This window comes from Pseudomonas sp. NPDC078416 (assembly GCF_050268485.1).
Classification (GTDB): Bacteria; Pseudomonadota; Gammaproteobacteria; order Pseudomonadales; family Pseudomonadaceae; genus Aquipseudomonas.
In genome coordinates, this window is sequence record NZ_JBNNGV010000009.1 from 128,147 (window position 1) to 144,475 (window position 16,329).

General features: G+C 61.9%; 13 protein-coding genes. 9 read left to right on the top strand and 4 right to left on the bottom strand.

The window, feature by feature from the left end; genetic code table 11:
* Window positions 1-77 precede the first annotated feature (77 nt).
* The 3 genes from amn to ACQKEN_RS11440 form a co-directional block, all read right to left on the bottom strand.
* Complete coding sequence (gene amn, locus ACQKEN_RS11430; RefSeq protein ID WP_427685543.1) at window positions 78-1,541, bottom strand: AMP nucleosidase; 1,464 nt, start codon at window positions 1,539-1,541, stop codon at window positions 78-80.
* Window positions 1,542-1,722: 181 nt separating this feature from the next.
* Window positions 1,723-3,372: an acyl-CoA dehydrogenase family protein gene (locus ACQKEN_RS11435; RefSeq protein ID WP_427685567.1), complete on the bottom strand. Its 1,650-nt coding sequence runs from the start codon at window positions 3,370-3,372 to the stop codon at window positions 1,723-1,725.
* A gap of 287 nt (window positions 3,373-3,659) precedes the next feature.
* Complete coding sequence (locus ACQKEN_RS11440) at window positions 3,660-5,615, bottom strand: sensor histidine kinase (RefSeq protein ID WP_427685544.1); 1,956 nt, start codon at window positions 5,613-5,615, stop codon at window positions 3,660-3,662.
* A 649-nt stretch (window positions 5,616-6,264) separates the two neighbouring features.
* Between ACQKEN_RS11440 and ACQKEN_RS11445 the strand changes: the two genes are divergently transcribed.
* From ACQKEN_RS11445 to ACQKEN_RS11460, 4 genes are all read left to right on the top strand, one after another.
* Window positions 6,265-7,062 carry a hydroxymethylpyrimidine/phosphomethylpyrimidine kinase gene (locus tag ACQKEN_RS11445; RefSeq protein WP_427685568.1) on the top strand — a complete coding sequence of 266 codons (798 nt, stop codon included), beginning with the start codon at window positions 6,265-6,267 and terminating at the stop codon, window positions 7,060-7,062.
* A gap of 23 nt (window positions 7,063-7,085) precedes the next feature.
* The gene (gene thiE / locus ACQKEN_RS11450) at window positions 7,086-7,712 is read left to right on the top strand and encodes a thiamine phosphate synthase (protein ID WP_427685545.1); all 627 of its coding nucleotides are present in this window, start codon (window positions 7,086-7,088) and stop codon (window positions 7,710-7,712) included.
* Window positions 7,713-7,769: 57 nt separating this feature from the next.
* A complete protein-coding gene (gene hemL, locus ACQKEN_RS11455; protein WP_122536905.1) occupies window positions 7,770-9,053 on the top strand; it encodes a glutamate-1-semialdehyde 2,1-aminomutase in 1,284 nt (427 codons plus the stop codon).
* A gap of 401 nt (window positions 9,054-9,454) precedes the next feature.
* A complete protein-coding gene (locus ACQKEN_RS11460) occupies window positions 9,455-10,021 on the top strand; it encodes a tetratricopeptide repeat protein (RefSeq protein WP_074892697.1) in 567 nt (188 codons plus the stop codon).
* A 6-nt stretch (window positions 10,022-10,027) separates the two neighbouring features.
* Here ACQKEN_RS11460 and ACQKEN_RS11465 read toward each other — a convergent pair whose 3' ends face one another.
* Window positions 10,028-10,354: a DUF1820 family protein gene (locus ACQKEN_RS11465; protein ID WP_065988358.1), complete on the bottom strand. Its 327-nt coding sequence runs from the start codon at window positions 10,352-10,354 to the stop codon at window positions 10,028-10,030.
* A 131-nt stretch (window positions 10,355-10,485) separates the two neighbouring features.
* On the opposite strand from ACQKEN_RS11465, the gene miaB reads away from it, so the two are divergent.
* The 5 genes from miaB to lnt all read left to right on the top strand — a co-directional run bounded on the left by miaB (window position 10,486) and on the right by lnt (window position 16,011).
* Entirely contained in the window at window positions 10,486-11,814 is a 1,329-nt protein-coding gene (gene miaB / locus ACQKEN_RS11470) for a tRNA (N6-isopentenyl adenosine(37)-C2)-methylthiotransferase MiaB (RefSeq protein ID WP_427685546.1), read from the top strand.
* 261 nt (window positions 11,815-12,075) lie between these two features.
* Window positions 12,076-13,092 (top strand): PhoH family protein, encoded by a 1,017-nt coding sequence (locus ACQKEN_RS11475; RefSeq protein ID WP_427685547.1) that lies wholly within the window; start codon window positions 12,076-12,078, stop codon window positions 13,090-13,092.
* The gene (ybeY, locus tag ACQKEN_RS11480; protein ID WP_427685548.1) at window positions 13,085-13,615 is read left to right on the top strand and encodes an rRNA maturation RNase YbeY; all 531 of its coding nucleotides are present in this window, start codon (window positions 13,085-13,087) and stop codon (window positions 13,613-13,615) included. Before ACQKEN_RS11475 ends, ybeY begins: the two co-directional genes overlap by 8 nt.
* Before the next feature lie 5 nt (window positions 13,616-13,620).
* A complete protein-coding gene (locus ACQKEN_RS11485) occupies window positions 13,621-14,463 on the top strand; it encodes an HlyC/CorC family transporter (protein WP_427685549.1) in 843 nt (280 codons plus the stop codon).
* A gap of 27 nt (window positions 14,464-14,490) precedes the next feature.
* Window positions 14,491-16,011: an apolipoprotein N-acyltransferase gene (lnt, locus tag ACQKEN_RS11490; RefSeq protein WP_427685550.1), complete on the top strand. Its 1,521-nt coding sequence runs from the start codon at window positions 14,491-14,493 to the stop codon at window positions 16,009-16,011.
* Window positions 16,012-16,329: the final 318 nt, after the last annotated feature.

Genomic DNA, 16,329 nt, shown 5'->3' on the forward strand with positions numbered 1-16,329 from the left:
CCGGTAAACAAATGACAGATACGGAAAGGGCCACTTTAGTGGCCCTTTCGTTGAACGCCTAGCGACTTAACGGAGCGTTATCGGAACGGCGGCTCGTCGAAGCTGCGCAGTTTGCGCGAATGCAGCGAGTTGAGCTGCGTGCGCATCAGGTCCAGCGCGGCGATGCCGATCTTCAGATGCTGGGTGACCGCACGCTCATAAAACGCGTTGGCCGAGCCCGGCAGCTTGATCTCGCTGTGCAGCGGTTTGTCCGAAACGCAGAGCAAGGTCCCGTAAGGCACCCGCAGGCGATAACCCTGGGCCGCAATAGTCCCGCTTTCCATGTCCACCGCCACGGCGCGGGACAGGTTGATCAGCGGCCGCTCCTGGGCCCAGCGCAGTTCCCAGTTGCGATCATCGTAGGTCAGGACCGTGCCGGTGCGCAGACGCTTCTTCAGATCGTCGCCGCGTTCGCCGGTGACTTGGGCGGCTGATTCCTGCAACGCCAGTTGCACCTCGGCCAGCGCCGGGATCGGGATGTTCGGCGGCAGCACGCGGTCCAGAATACCGTCGCGACGCATGTAGGCGTGGGCGAGCACGTAGTCACCGATGGTCTGCGACTGACGCAGGCCGCCGCAGTGGCCGATCATCAGCCAGCAATGCGGACGCAATACCGCGAGGTGGTCGGTGATGTTCTTGGCGTTGGACGGGCCGACGCCGATGTTGACCAATGTCACGCCGTGACCGTCTTCGGCAATCAGGTGATACGCAGGCATCTGGTAACGGTGCCAGACCACGCCGGAGACGATGGCCTGGGCTTCGCCGTAATCCATGCTCTTGTCGACGACGACGTTGCCCGGCAGGACCATCTTCACGAAGCGCGGGTCGTCGCGCAGTTTTTCCAGGCCATGCACGATGAACTGGTCGACGTAGCGGTGGTAGTTGGTCAGCAGGATCCACGGCTGGACATGGCGCCAGTCACTGCCGGTGTAATGCACCAGACGACGCAGCGAGAAATCCACCCGGGCGGCGTCGAACAATGCGAGCGGCAGCGGATCGGTGTTCGCCCAGTCGTACAGACCGTCGGCGATGCCATCGGTGGCCGCCGACAAATCGGTGCTCGGGAAGACGCGGGCCAGGGTCGCAGCGGTGACGCCGGTACCGGCCAGTTCATCGCCCTGCTCGACCACGTACGGGTACGGAATGTTCTGTTCACTGACGCCCACTTCCACCGTCACGGTGAAGTCGTTCATCAGCGGCACGAGTTGTTCAAGCAGGTATTTGCGGAACGCCGCCGGGTGGGTGACGGTGACACTGTAGGTCCCCGGCAACTGAACCTTGGCGTAGGCGCGGGTGGTCAGCGGCACTTCACCCTGGCAGTGGTAGGTCAGGCGCAATTCGGGGTAGCGGAACGTCAGACGCTCGGCGGCATCCGGTTCGACGCGGTCTTTGAGATAGCGCTTGAGCGCCTGGCTCAAGGCGGTGGTTGCTCGTGCGTGGAGCTCAGCGAGCCGGTCCACGGCTTGTTCGGCAGTTTCTACGACAATGAAAGCTTCGGTCACGATGCATATCCTTCTGATCTTGCAATCGCATATCTTGCCTGCAACAGATGACGAAGGCACGAGTTGTGTCAGAGAGGCCAGCTCCTGATATCCCCTGTGGGAGCGCGCTTGCCCGCGAAAATTGTGGCATTCACCGAATGTGTGCCTGATACACCCCATTCGCAGGCAGCGCAGACACAGATCACCCGGTTTGCGGCGATGACCGCGCGACCAACGCCTGAACATCCACCCCGCGCGGCAAGGTGCCGTAGACCCGACCCGGCCGTTCCACGCGTCCGGCGATAAACCCGTCGCTGACCACGGCATTGCCTGCTTCCAGCAGCAGCTTTGCCTGCAGCGCGACGGCGATGTCTTCGGTCAATTGGCGTGCGCGGTACTGAATGTCGCCGGTGTCCTGAAACGCCTCCTTCAAGCCATGAATATGCGCGGCCAGACGCTTGTCGCCATGACCGTCGCCAAGCTCGTCAAACAGCGCATCCAGCACGCCGGGCTCTTTGGACAACGCGCGCAGGACGTCGAGGCACTGCACATTGCCGGAGCCTTCCCACGTCGAATTGACCGGCGCCTCACGGTAGAGGCGCGGCAGAATGGTGTCCTCTACATACCCCGCGCCGCCCATGCATTCCGCCGCTTCGTTGATCATCGCCGGCGCGCGTTTGCAGATCCAGTATTTGCCCACCGCCGTCACCAGCCGTGCAAAACGGGCTTCGTGGCCGTCATCCAGACGCTCCAGCGAACGTCCCATGCGCAGGGTCAGTGCGAGGGCCGCTTCGCTTTCCAGCGCTAGATCGGCGAGCACGTTTTGCATGAGCGGCTGCTCGCTGAGCAAGCGACCGCTGACGCTGCGGTGGGCGCAGTGGTGCGCGGCCTGGGTCAGGGCCTGACGCATCAGCGCGCTGGAACCGGTCATGCAGTCGAATCGGGTCATGGCCACCATTTCGATGATGGTCGGCACGCCGCGCCCCTCCTCGCCCACCATCCAGGCCAGGGCGCCGCGGAATTCCACCTCACTGGAGGCGTTGGACCAATTGCCCAGTTTGTTCTTCAGCCGCTGTATGTAGAACTCGTTGCGGGTGTCATCGGGGCGATGGCGCGGCAGCAGGAAACAGGTCAGGCCCTTGTCGGTCTGCGCCAGGGTGAGGAAGGCGTCGCACATGGGCGCTGAACAAAACCATTTGTGCCCCACCAGTTCATAGGCCTGACCGGGGCCGGGCTGGCCAACGGGATAGGCCCGCGTGGTGTTGGCGCGCACGTCGGTGCCACCTTGTTTCTCGGTCATGGCCATGCCGATGGTGGCGCCGGACTTGTGGGCGATCCCGACGTTGCGCGGGTCGTAGTGGGTGGCGAGGATCTTCGGCAGCCAGGTCTCGGCCAGGTCCGGTTGCAGGCGCAGGGCCGGCACGCTGGCGAAGGTCATGGTCAGCGGACAACCGCTGCCCGCCTCGGCTTGGGTGTGCAAATAGCTCATCGCCGCGCGGGCGACGTGGGCGCCTTCCCGGGGATCGGTCCATGGCAGCGACGGAATGCCGTGCTCAACCGCCGTTTGCATCAGTTGGTGATACGCGCGATGAAACTCCACCAGGTCGATGCGATGGCCGTAGCGATCATGGCTGGCGAACACCGGTTTGTTCTGATTGGCGAGGAAACCCGCTTCCATCAACGGGCCACCGGCCAGCGCGCCATAGGCGTCGATTCGGTCCCGTGCCCAACCCGCCCCGAAGCGCTGCGACCACTCTTGCAGCGGCAAGTCGATGCGGTAGAGGTTGGTGCCGTCCAGAGAAGGCGGCTGATTGGTGACCTCGTGGGTCTCGGCGAACTGATGCAGGTTGATGCGCTGGTCCATGAGGCGACTCCGGTCCGGGCAGCACGCGGCGGTCGTGCAGCTGACCTAGTGAATCACGCACCACTTCCCGGCGACAGCGCCATAGAAGACGAAATCACGGCGGTTTTACCTTGTGGGCGCACGATCTCGGAATGGATGCAGATCAACTGCAGGAGCGTGGCTTGTCCCGCGATCTGGCGCGGAGCGGCAGCACACCTGGCATCGATTTCTCCTGATCCACCGCATGCGCCGATTCGACGACCGGTTCCCGGCCGATCGCGGGACAAGCCACGCTCCTACACCGATTGCGTCGCGATCTGCACATCCAGGCTCAAGCGGAACTGGCTGCCATTGCCCGGTTCGGACTGATGGCTCAGGCGCCCGCCCTGCAATTCAATCAACTGTCGGCAAATCGCCAGGCCGATGCCCAGCCCGCCGTATTCCCGCGTCGTCGAGCTATCCACCTGGAAGAAGTTGGCGTACAGCGTCTCCTCATCCAGCCGGCTGAAGCCGATGCCAGTGTCGATGACGTCGATCACCAGACGCACGTTCTCGGCGTCTGCGCGCTGGCCGTTGACGCGGATTCTGATCGAACCGGTTTTGGTGAACTTGATCGCGTTGTCCAGCAGGCACTCCAGGCACTGGCGCAACTTGACGCTGTCACCTTCGAGACTGTCCGGCAACGTCTCGTCCAGCTCAACACTCAGCGCCAGCGCCTTGCTGCGGGCCAGCGGCTCGAAGCCACTGCGAAGCTGAAACAGCACATGCCGCAGGCTGAACGGCTCGTTGCGCACGGTGATGCGCCCGGCTTGCAGCTCGGTCAGCGTAAGAATGCCGTTGACGATGCCCATCATGTTTTGCGCCGAGTCGGCGGCGGTCTGGCGATACAGCTCGATCTCGCTCCCGGCCACGTCCATCTGCATCAACTCCAGCGAACCGATCACACCGTTCATGGGCGTGCGCAGCTCATGGGTCAGCGTGGCGAGAAACTCATCTTTCAATCGGTTGCTCACGGCCAATTGCTGGTTGAGGGTTTCAAGCCCCTGCTGCGATTCCGCCATGATCTGCGCTTCGCGCTCGCGCATGGCATTGATGCGGTCGGCCAGAGCCAGCGAAAGCAACGCCACCTCGATCACCGAACCGATCTGGCTGGCGTACATGGTCCAGAAGTTGTTGGGCAGATGCCCGAGCAGCATGGTCGCGTTGACCACCCCGCCGATCAGAAACGCCGACCAGCCAATGATGAAGTACCGCGCGACCCGCCGCCCCTTGAACCACGCCGCCAGCCCGATCAGCAGCACGACCGGCGTGAACAGCAACACCAGCCCGGTCACCAGGCGCAGCGCAACGCCGTAATCCATGCTCAACGCGAGCGCCATGATCACCGCCGCGCAAACCATCATCACCAGCAGCGGCACGTCCAGCCAGCGACCCAGGCTCGGCGTCTGCAGGAATTTGCGGGTGAACTGGCTGGCAAAGAGAATCGCGGCGGCGATAAGAAAGGTGGTCGAGGTGTTGGCCCACCACGGGTTGTCGGGCCAGAAATACTCGATCGCCGCGCCGTTGACCGAGACCTGATACAGGCCAAAGCAGGTGATGTAGAGGATGTAATGCAGGTACGCGGTGTCGCGCACACTCAGGTAGATGAACAGGTTGTAGACCAGCATCACCGCCAGCACGCCGTAAATCATGCCGAGGATGTACAGGCGCGACGGCTGCTCTTCTATATAGGCGTGACTGGCCCACAGATTGAGTGGCGCCTGCACCGAGCCGTGGCTGGCGACGCGCAGGTAAACGGTCTTGGTCTCGTGGGCGTTCAGGTTGAGATCGAATACGTAGTTGTTCTGCTTAATCTGCCGGCTGGAAAACGGCAGCATGTCGCCGGTCTGCCAGGCCAGATGCGGCCGCGCATCGCCGTTGCCGAGATAGAGATCGACATGGTCCATCGGCGGGTAGGCCAGTTCCAGCAACCAGTCGGCGGACGCCAGCGGGTTGGCCGGACGATAAGTCAGACGCACCTTTAGCCAGAACGCCGAGCGCGAGTACCCGGCATTGAGCGACGGACCGGCAAGGGGTCGGAATCTTGCGGCGCCCTCGGGGGATGAGACTTGCTGGATGGTCGCATCGCCGGTGGGGTCTTCAAACACCTGGGTGTCGCGCCCCAACGCCAGGCTGCGGGTGTTCTCATCGAAATCGACGGCGTTGGCGAACATCGGCAACAGGCAGAACAGGGCGATCAGCACCAGACGCATGGGACACCGCCTTGGCATTGATGACGGGCACGAGCTGCCGTTGAATAGTGGAACGGCTTCGCAATTCTGCGAGCGACCGCTGTATCGGTCGAAGGGGTCAGCGGGCAACGCACTTGCATTCACTCTTTTGGCGGAACAGATGAAGCGCCACAGGATAGCGACTGATAGCTCGATGACACCATCTAAATCTCCGGTGCCACTGGATGTCCTCGATTTCACCGTCGGAGCCGGCTTGCTGGCGAACGCATTGTGTCAGGCGCTGTAGCAGGGAAAGGTCAACCGGGTTCGCCAGCAAGCCGGCTCCTACAGATTGGTCAATGCTGCAAAATTAATGGCGTTCGCACTAGCCCCTTCCCGGCTGAAGCCGGTCCCACTAAATCACCGCGTGCACATAGTGGAAGTGGCGTAAGCCAGAAAATTGCCTAGTGGTACTGGCTGAACGCAATGCACTTAGTGGGACCGGCTTTAGCCGGGAAGGCGTCAGATGTCTCACCGCAAAATTGATGGCGTACGCACCGGCCCCTTCCCGGCTGAAGCCGGTCCTACTAACAGCCTGCGTCTCACCGCGAGATTGACGGTGTTTGCACTGGCGCTTTCCCGGCTGACGCCGGTCCCACCGGCAAAAAGTTTAGTGGTAAGCTCGCGCACCATGAATATCTATAGCTCCCGCCCTGTTGTCCTCTGTCTCTCCGGTCACGACCCTAGTGGCGGCGCCGGTCTGCAGGCAGATATCGAAGCCCTGCTCGCTCAGGGTTGCCACGCCGCTCCCGCCGTCACCGCCCTGACCGTTCAGGACACCGTGAATGTCACTGACTTTCGCGTGCTGGATCGCGAGTGGGTGCTGGCGCAAGCCAATGCCGTGCTCAACGATTCCACCGTCGCGGCAGTGAAGCTGGGCATGCTGGGCTCGCTGGAGATGGTCGACACCGTCGTCGAACTGCTGGCGGCGCATCCGCATCTGCCGATGGTCTGCGATCCGGTGTTGCGTGCCGGTGGCGGCGGTCGGCTGGGCAAGGATGAGGTGGGTTACGCGATGCGCGAGCGCCTGCTGCCACTCGCCACCATCGCCACGCCGAACCTGCCGGAGGCGCGCATCCTCGCCGAGCTGCCCGAAGGCACGGCAGATGAATGCGCCGAGAAGCTGCTGCCGTTCTGTGAGCACCTGTTGATCACCGGCGGTCATGGCGATGAGCACGAAGTTCATAACCGCCTGTACATCCGCGGCGGTCAGTCACGCACCTTTACCTGTCAGCGGCTGCCCGGCAGCTATCACGGTTCGGGCTGCACACTGGCCAGCGCACTGGCGGGAAGACTGGCGCTCGGTCAGGACCTGATCGGCGCTGTGCAAATCGCGCTGGACTACACTTGGCGCACGCTGCGCGATGCCGAACAGCTGGGCCGGGGACAATTTGTTCCGCGCCGCCTGCCGCTGGATTTCTGCTCGTAACGCCACGAAAAAGAGGCACCTTGATGAGATTACGTGGCTTGTATGCCGTGACCGACAGCCAACTGTTGGCCGGCAAATTCCTGTCTTACGTCGAAGCCGCCCTCGATGGCGGCGTGACCCTGCTGCAATACCGCGACAAATCCGGTGACGAGACCCGTCGCCTGCGCGAGGCCTCGGCACTGCTCAAACTGTGCGAGCGCTACAAGACCCGCCTGATCATCAACGACGACGCCGAAGTGGCCGCGCGCCTGGGCGTTGGCGTGCATCTGGGGCAAACCGACGGCTCGCTGCCGGACGCCCGCGCCCTGCTCGGTCACAAAGCCATTGTCGGCGCGACCTGCCACGCGCAGCTGGAGCTGGCCGACAAGGCCAAGGCCGACGGCGCCACCTATGTTGCTTTCGGACGCTTCTTCAATTCCCAGACCAAACCCGGCGCGCCCACCTGCAGCCTCGACCTGCTCAGCCAGGCGCGCAAACGCATCAATCTGCCCATCGCGGTGATTGGCGGCATTACCCTGGAAAACGCCGCGCCGCTGGTGGCCCACGGCGCCGACTTGCTGGCCGTCGTGCACGGACTGTTCGGCGCGGAAACCAGCCAGGAAGTCACCCGCCGCGCCCGCGCCTTCAACGATTTGTTCAAGCCCGCCTGATCCTGAATCAGGCCGGTTACGCACTCATTCATTCCCGATTCAAACAGAGACCTCATCATGTCCCGTTCTGAAACCCTGTTCGCCAACGCCCAGAAACACATTCCCGGCGGCGTCAATTCGCCGGTCCGCGCCTTCAAGAGCGTCGGCGGCACGCCTCTGTTTTTCAAACACGCGGTCGGCGCTTACGTCACCGATGAAGACGACAAGCGTTACGTCGATTACGTGGGCTCGTGGGGCCCGATGATTCTGGGCCACAGCCACCCGGACGTGCTGGATGCCGTGCGCAAGCAGCTGGAACACGGCCTGTCCTACGGCGCGCCGACGGCGATGGAAACCGAGATGGCCGATCTGGTCTGCTCGATCGTGCCGTCGATGGAAATGGTGCGCATGGTCAGTTCCGGCACCGAAGCGACCATGAGCGCGATCCGCCTGGCCCGCGGTTTCACTGGCCGGGACAGCATCATCAAGTTCGAAGGCTGCTACCACGGCCACTCCGACAGCCTGCTGGTGAAAGCCGGTTCGGGCGCACTGACCCTGGGCGTGCCGAGTTCGCCCGGCGTACCGGCGGCCTTCGCCAAGCACACGCTGACCCTGCCGTTCAACGACATCGAAGCGGTCAAGACGATGCTGGCTGACGTCGGCCAGGAAGTGGCGTGCATCATCGTCGAGCCGGTGGCCGGCAACATGAACTGCGTGCCGCCTGCGCCGGGTTTCCTGCAAGGCCTGCGCGAGGCCTGCGACGAGCACGGTGTGGTGCTGATTTTCGACGAAGTGATGACCGGTTTCCGCGTGGCCCTCGGCGGGGCGCAGGCGTACTACGGCGTCAAGCCAGACCTGAGCACGTTCGGCAAGATCATCGGCGGCGGCATGCCGGTCGGCTGTTTCGGCGGCAAGCGCGAAATCATGTCGCACATCGCGCCGCTGGGCCCGGTGTATCAGGCCGGCACGCTGTCGGGTAACCCGCTGGCGATGGCGGCGGGTCTGACCACCCTGCGCCTGATCAGCCGCCCGGGTTTCCACGACGAGTTGAGCGCGTTCACCACACGCCTGCTGGAAGGGCTGCAACAGCGCGCCGACGCTGCCGGCATCCCGTTCGTGACCACCCAGGCGGGCGGCATGTTCGGCCTGTACTTCAGCGACGCCAAAGAAATCGTCACCTTCCAGGACGTGATGACCAGCGACGCCAATCGCTTCAAGCAGTTCTTCCACCTGATGCTGGAAGGCGGCGTGTACCTGGCGCCAAGCGCGTTCGAAGCCGGCTTTACCTCTATCGCCCACGGCGACGCAGAGTTGCAGCAGACCCTGGACGCGGCAGAAAAGGCGTTCGCTCAGCTGAAATAACGAGCAGACCAGGCGGAAGGGATTCCGCCCGGGCATCGGCGCCGTCTGGTGTTACGACTGCTGCGCAGCCGATCGCGGGACAAGCCACGCGCCTACACCACAGTGTTTGCTGCGCTGCATCCGTACGCTGGGCAATGAAAGGTTTGTAGGAGCGTGGCTTGTCCCGCGATCTGGCGCGTAGCGGCAGCAAACGTGCATCAGCCAGCGTTTTCAGGAGCAGCCATGGCCCGAAAGCGTCATTATGCAGCGGCAAAACCTCCTGAATTCAGCGTTGTAAGGCCCGCGCAGCAGAAAATCAGTAAAGACTTTGTAAGGTTGCCCTCGCTTATTTCATAATGCGCAGCCAGCACGTTTCGCTGGACGGGCATGCCCGCACCTTTTTCAGAGGTAAGTCGACTTCCATGAATCGCACCGGCCGCACCCTTGCATTGGGCTGCCTGTTGCTTCTTCATCCCCTGCTGGCTAATGCAGGTGGCAACTCGTTGTTGATCCCGGCGGTGGGTCGTTGCACCCTCAATACCCAGCCAGACAACCTGCCAGCAGCGTTGTCCGCTTGTCAGCAGGCGGCTCAGGATGGGGATGCGCAGGCGCAATACGAGTTGGGGGAGTTCTATTACGAGGGCAAAAGTGCGCCACGTGACTTGCCCCAGGCACTCAACTACTTCGAAAAAGCTTCGTTGCAGGGGCATGCCCAGGCGCAGTACCAACTGGGCTTGATGTTCTTTCGTGGCGAAGGGGTGCAGGCCAACAACATTCAGGCCTACATCGTGCTGAAGATGGCCGCGGTAAACGGCTCGGAAGATGCGCTGGATCAGGCTGACGAAGTGTCCGCGCAAATGAAGCGCGAAGATCTGGAAGTGGCCACCCAAGTGCTCGGTCAGATCTTCCGCAAATACCTGGCGGAGCTGCAAACGGCTGAAGGACGCACACCGTTTGCGCCCTTCCCTGACGACAGCGCCAAGCCCTGACCTGGATTACTTGTCCGGCATCGGCATCGGAAACGGCATGACGTTGCCGGTGTGACGCGCCTCGGTGATCTTCGCTGTGCCCATCCGCTCCACTTCATCGATCCGCACAATCGAGTGCATCGGCACAAAGCTGCGCACCACACCATCGAACTGCGCCTTGAGCTTCTCTTCGCTGGGGTCGACCACGACGGTGGTGCGCTCGCCGAAGACGAATTCTTCCACTTCCAGGAAACCCCACAGATCGCTCTGATAGATCTGTTTGGCGTACATCTCGAACACCTGTCCCTGGTTGAGAAAAATCACCTTGTAGATTGGAGCTTCGCGTTTGGTCATAACAGGCAGGCAGTGGTCAGCGTTTTGAAAAGGGCGCGAACTATAGCATGCCGCTGGTTAGACGATGCTAGGAACCCGGGGCCCGCATCCCTATAATGCGCGGTTCTTTGAATCACCTGATGAACCCCCGCATGGCCAAGAAGCTTTACATCGAAACCCACGGTTGCCAGATGAACGAGTACGACAGCTCGCGCATGGTCGATCTGCTGGGCGAACATCAAGCACTGGAAGTCACCGCTCGAGCGGAAGACGCTGACGTCATCCTGCTCAACACCTGTTCAATCCGCGAGCGGGCGCAGGATCGGGTGTACTCCCAGCTTGGCCGCTGGCGCGAATTGAAGCTGGCGAACCCTGAAATGGTCATCGCCGTCGGTGGCTGCGTGGCGAGTCAGGAAGGCGCGGCCATCCGCGACCGCGCCCCGTACGTCGACGTGGTGTTCGGCCCGCAGACCCTGCACCGTCTGCCGGAAATGATCGACGCGGCGCGCATCACGCGTCTGCCCCAGGTCGACGTCTCGTTCCCCGAAATCGAAAAATTCGACCATTTGCCCGAGCCCCGTGTCGATGGCCCGAGCGCTTATGTGTCGGTGATGGAAGGCTGCAGCAAGTACTGCACGTTCTGCGTGGTGCCCTACACCCGCGGCGAAGAAGTCAGCCGGCCATTCGACGACGTCATTAACGAGGTGCTTCATCTGGCCGAGAACGGCGTGCGTGAAGTGACCCTGCTGGGCCAGAACGTCAACGGCTATCGCGGCACGACCCACGACGGCCGCCTCGCTGACCTGGCCGAGCTGATTCGCGTGGTTGCAGCCATCGACGGCATCGACCGCATTCGCTACACCACCTCGCACCCGCTGGAGTTCTCCGACAGCCTTATTCAGGCCCACGCCGAAGTGCCGGAACTGGTGAAGCATCTGCACCTGCCCGTGCAATCAGGTTCCGACCGGATTCTCGCGGCCATGAAACGCAATCACACCGTGCTCGAATACAAATCACGCCTGCGCAAGCTGCGTGCGGCGGTGCCGGACATCTGCATCAGCTCCGACTTCATCGTCGGCTTCCCGGGCGAAACCGAGAAGGATCACCTGCAAACCATGAAGCTGGTGGAAGACGTCGGCATGGACTTCTCCTACTCCTTCGTTTACAGCGCGCGCCCCGGCACCCCGGCCGCCGATCTGCCCGACGACACGTCCGATGAAGTGAAGAAAGAACGCCTCAAGCAGCTGCAGGATCTGATCAACCGTCAGGGCCTGGACATCAGCCGCAAGATGGCCGGCACCGTACAGCGCATTCTGGTGACCGATTATTCGAAGAAGGACCCCGGCGAACTGCAGGGCCGTACCGAGAACAACCGGATCGTCAACTTCCGCTGCGACAACCCCCGGCTGATCGGCCAGTTCACCGACGTGTACATCGACAGCGCCCAACCCCACTCGCTGCGCGGGTCGTTGTTGCAATAAGCCAAAGCGCCCCAATGTAGTCGCCACGCATGTTTTTTTGTGCAGGCCCGGGCGTTGCATCAGGTGCCGGACAGCCACCATACGTCGGCTGCACCGGCGGCCTACCACGCTCGCGGGCCTTGCACACTGCCTGTTTCAAGGTGCCCTGCAGCGCCGCTCCGCAGCTCATTTACCCATTAGTAAGTGAACCCTTCCGGAGGCTGCCTGCAGGGGTTATCCTTCACGTCACTTCACATTGCCGTCGGGCGGCCCAAAACCACTTTGAACGCACCTATCGAACCACATCGCTTCACCCTCGAACCCATCGAGGCTCATCGCTTCGCCAATCTGTGCGGGCAATTCGACGAGCATTTGCGCTTGATCGAACAGCGCCTGGACATCGAGATCCGCAATCGCGGAGGCCAGTTCGAGATGATCGGCGAGCGTAAACAAACCACTTCGGCAGAGAACCTGCTGCGCCGGCTGTATCGGGAAACGAAAGCGACCGAACTGTCCCCGGACATGGTTCATCTGTTCCTGCAGGAGTCCGGCGTCGAAGAGCTGGACAATCACCCTGCTGCCGAAGTCGGCGTTGCTCTCCGTACCAAGAAAGGCATGATTCGCCCGCGCGGCTTGAATCAGCAGCGGTACGTGAAGGAAATCCTCGCCAACGACATCAACTTCGGGATCGGTCCGGCCGGTACCGGCAAGACCTATCTGGCAGTGGCCGCTGCGGTCGATGCGCTTGAGCGCGAGACCATCCGCCGCATCCTGCTGGTGCGTCCTGCCGTAGAAGCGGGCGAAAAGCTCGGTTTCCTGCCCGGTGACCTGTCCCAGAAAATCGACCCGTACCTGCGCCCGCTGTATGACGCGCTGTACGAAATGCTTGGCTTCGAATACGTCGCCAAGCTGATCGAGAAGCAGGTGATCGAAGTCGCGCCGCTGGCCTACATGCGCGGTCGTACCCTTAATAACAGCTTCATCATTCTCGACGAGAGTCAGAACACCACCGTCGAGCAGATGAAAATGTTCCTGACCCGTATCGGTTTCGGCTCCACGGCCGTGATCACCGGTGACGTCACCCAGATCGACCTGCCCAAGGGCACGAAATCGGGTTTGAACCACGTCATCGACGTGCTCAAGGATGTGCCGGGCATCAGTTTCACCCACTTCAAGCCCAAGGACGTCGTGCGCCATCCGCTGGTGCAGCGCATCGTCGAAGCCTACGAGCGCTACGAAGAACGCAACGACAACCCGGCCGCTCCCCAGGGTTCACGGGACACTCGCCGCGATGCTTGAGCTGGATCTGCAACTCGCGAGTCAGGCCAGCGCCCCGAGCGAAGCCCAGTTCCGCCTCTGGTGTGAAATGGGCCTGCGCCAGCGTTCGGCTGACTCGGAACTGACCATTCGCCTTGTCGACGAAGCTGAAGGCCGAGAGCTGAACAACACGTGGCGGCACAAGGATTACGCCACCAATGTGCTGTCGTTTCCCGCCGACGTCCCCGACGAGATGCTGGACATCCCGCTGCTGGGCGATCTGGTCATCTGCGTGCCTGTCGTCACCCGTGAAGCCGCTGAACAGGGCAAGTCATCGGACGCTCACTGGGCGCATCTGGTGATTCATGGCTGTCTGCATCTGTTGGGCTACGATCACATCGATGATGACGAAGCCGAAGAGATGGAAGCGCTGGAACGGGAGTTGCTTGCAGAGCTTGGCTATCCGGATCCCTACGCCGACGACGAATCTGTCGACGCGCTCCATCCAGAAGCGCCCAATTCCGACACACCCCATTTAGAAACATCAGCCAAGGACCACGAGTAAGGGCTATGAGCGAAGACCGATCGAGCAACGGGCAAAAGTCATGGTTGGGCAAACTGACCCAGGCATTTGCCCATGAGCCGAAAAACCGCCAGGAGCTCCTGGAGCTGCTGCGCGAAGCCCATCAGAACAAACTGCTGGACAGTGAAGCGCTGGCCATCGTCGAAGGTGCCATTCAGGTCGCGGACCTGCAGGTCCGCGACATCATGGTGCCGCGTTCGCAGATGATCAGCATCAAAGCGAGCCAGACCCCACGCGAGTTCCTGCCGGCCGTGATCGACTCGGCGCACTCGCGCTACCCGGTCATCGGCGAAAGTCACGATGACGTGCTGGGCGTATTGCTCGCCAAGGACCTGCTGCCGCTGATTCTCAAGGAAGACGGTGGCAGCGGTGACGTCAAAGCCCTGCTGCGCCCGGCGACCTTCGTCCCTGAGTCCAAGCGCCTGAACGTGCTGTTGCGGGAATTCCGCGCCAACCACAATCACATGGCCATCGTCATCGACGAATATGGCGGCGTGGCGGGTCTGGTGACCATCGAAGACGTGCTCGAGCAAATCGTCGGCGACATCGAAGACGAGCACGACGTCGAGGAAGACAGCTACATCAAGCCGCTGCCCAGTGGCGACTTCCTGGTCAAGGCGCTGACCCCGATCGAGAGCTTCAACGAGTTCTTCGACAGCGGGTTCTCCGATGACGAATTCGACACCGTCGGCGGTCTGGTGATGAACGCGTTCGGGCATCTGCCCAAGCGTAATGAAATCACCGAAATCGGCGCGTACCGTTTCCGCATCCTGAATGCCGACAGCCGTCGTATTCACTTGCTGCGCCTGAGCCCGATCAACCGCACGTAAACGCCCTACCCGTTTTAAGGAATGTAAATGCGCTGGATCACCCGCCCCGGCTGGCCCGGTAACCTGCTGGCCATGGTGGCCGGCGCGTTGATTACCCTGGCCCTGGCACCCTTCGATATCTGGCCACTGGCGATCCTCGCGCTGGTGGTTTTCTATCTCGGTCTGCGCGACCTCACACCGCGCCAAGCCCTCTGGCGCGGCTGGTCCTACGGGTTTGGTCTTTTTGGCGGTGGCACCAGCTGGATTTACGTCAGCATCCACACCTATGGCGAGGCGCCGGTCTGGCTGGCGGCTTTCCTGATGGTGCTGTTCTGCGCGGCGGTGGCGTTTTTCTTTGCCCTGCCAGCGTGGATCTGGGCCCGCTGGATCCGCCGTAACGAAGCACCGCTCGCAGACTCACTGGCCTTCGCAGCGCTGTGGTTCGGCCAGGAGATGTTTCGCGGCTGGTTCCTCACCGGCTTCCCCTGGCTCTATTCCGGCTACAGCCAATTGGACGGCCCCCTTAAAGGCCTCGCGCCGTTGGGCGGCATGTGGCTGATCTCCTTTGTGCTCGCACTCAGTGCTGCGTTGCTGTGCAACCTGCCCCGTTTGCGCACACGCGCGCCGAAGCTGGCGGCTGGCATTGTGTTGCTGCTGGCACCGTGGGTTGCCGGGCTGGCACTGAAAAATCACGCCTGGACCGAGCCTGCCGGTAAGCCGCTGACCGTCGCGGCCATGCAGGGCAACGTCGAACAGAGCATGAAGTGGGACCCGGCGGCGCTCAACGCGCAACTCGCGCTGTACCGCGACATGACCTTCACCTCGAAAAAAGCGGACCTGATCATCTGGCCGGAAACCGCAGTGCCGGTGCTCAAAGAGTCGGTCGAAGGCTACCTGTCGGTGATGGGCAAGTTTGCGGCCGAGCGCGATTCGGCGCTGATCACGGGCGTGCCACTGCGTGAGAAAGGCACCCATGGGGAATACCGTTACTACAACGCCATTACCGTAACGGGCGAAGGCGATGGCACTTACCTGAAGCAGAAGCTGGTGCCCTTTGGTGAATACGTGCCGTTGCAGGACCTGTTGCGTGGGCTGATTACGTTCTTCAACCTGCCGATGTCCGATTTTGCACGCGGCCCGTCCGGGCAATCGCTGTTGCAGGCGAAGGGTTATGAGATCGCGCCGTTCATTTGTTATGAAGTGGTGTATCCGGAGTTCGCCGCAGGGCTCGCCGCGCAAAGCGATTTGCTGCTGACAGTCAGCAACGACACCTGGTTCGGCACCTCGATCGGCCCGTTGCAGCATCTGCAGATGGCGCAGATGCGCGCGCTGGAAGCCGGGCGCTGGATGATCCGCGCCACCAACAACGGCGTCAGCGCGCTGATCAACCCGTTTGGCGAAATCACCACCACCGTGCCGCAATTCGAGCGCGCCGTGATGTACGGCGAAGTCACCCCGATGCAAAACCTCACGCCATACCTGCACTGGCGCTCGTGGCCGTTGATCGTGCTGTCGCTGCTGCTGATCGGCTGGGCGTTCTTTGCGGGCAGGATGGCGAAGGCGGTGTGATACCTCGAGCGCAGCCAGCTCCGCTGACTGCGCTCGGTCCCACAGCCGGCCTGCACCAGCCTGACTGAATGCACGCGGACTATTAGTGGGACCGGCTTCAGCCGGGAAGAGGCCCGCATGAACACCATCAAATATGCGGTATGACACCTGACGCTTTCCCGGCTAAAGCCGGTCCCACTATAAATCTCAGCCAGTCCCGCTGACTGCGCTGGGCCCCACAGTCGGCCTGCACCAGCCTGACTGAATGCACGCGGACTATTAGTGGGACCGGCTTCAGCCGGGAAGAGGCCCGCATGAACACCATCAAATATGCGGTAT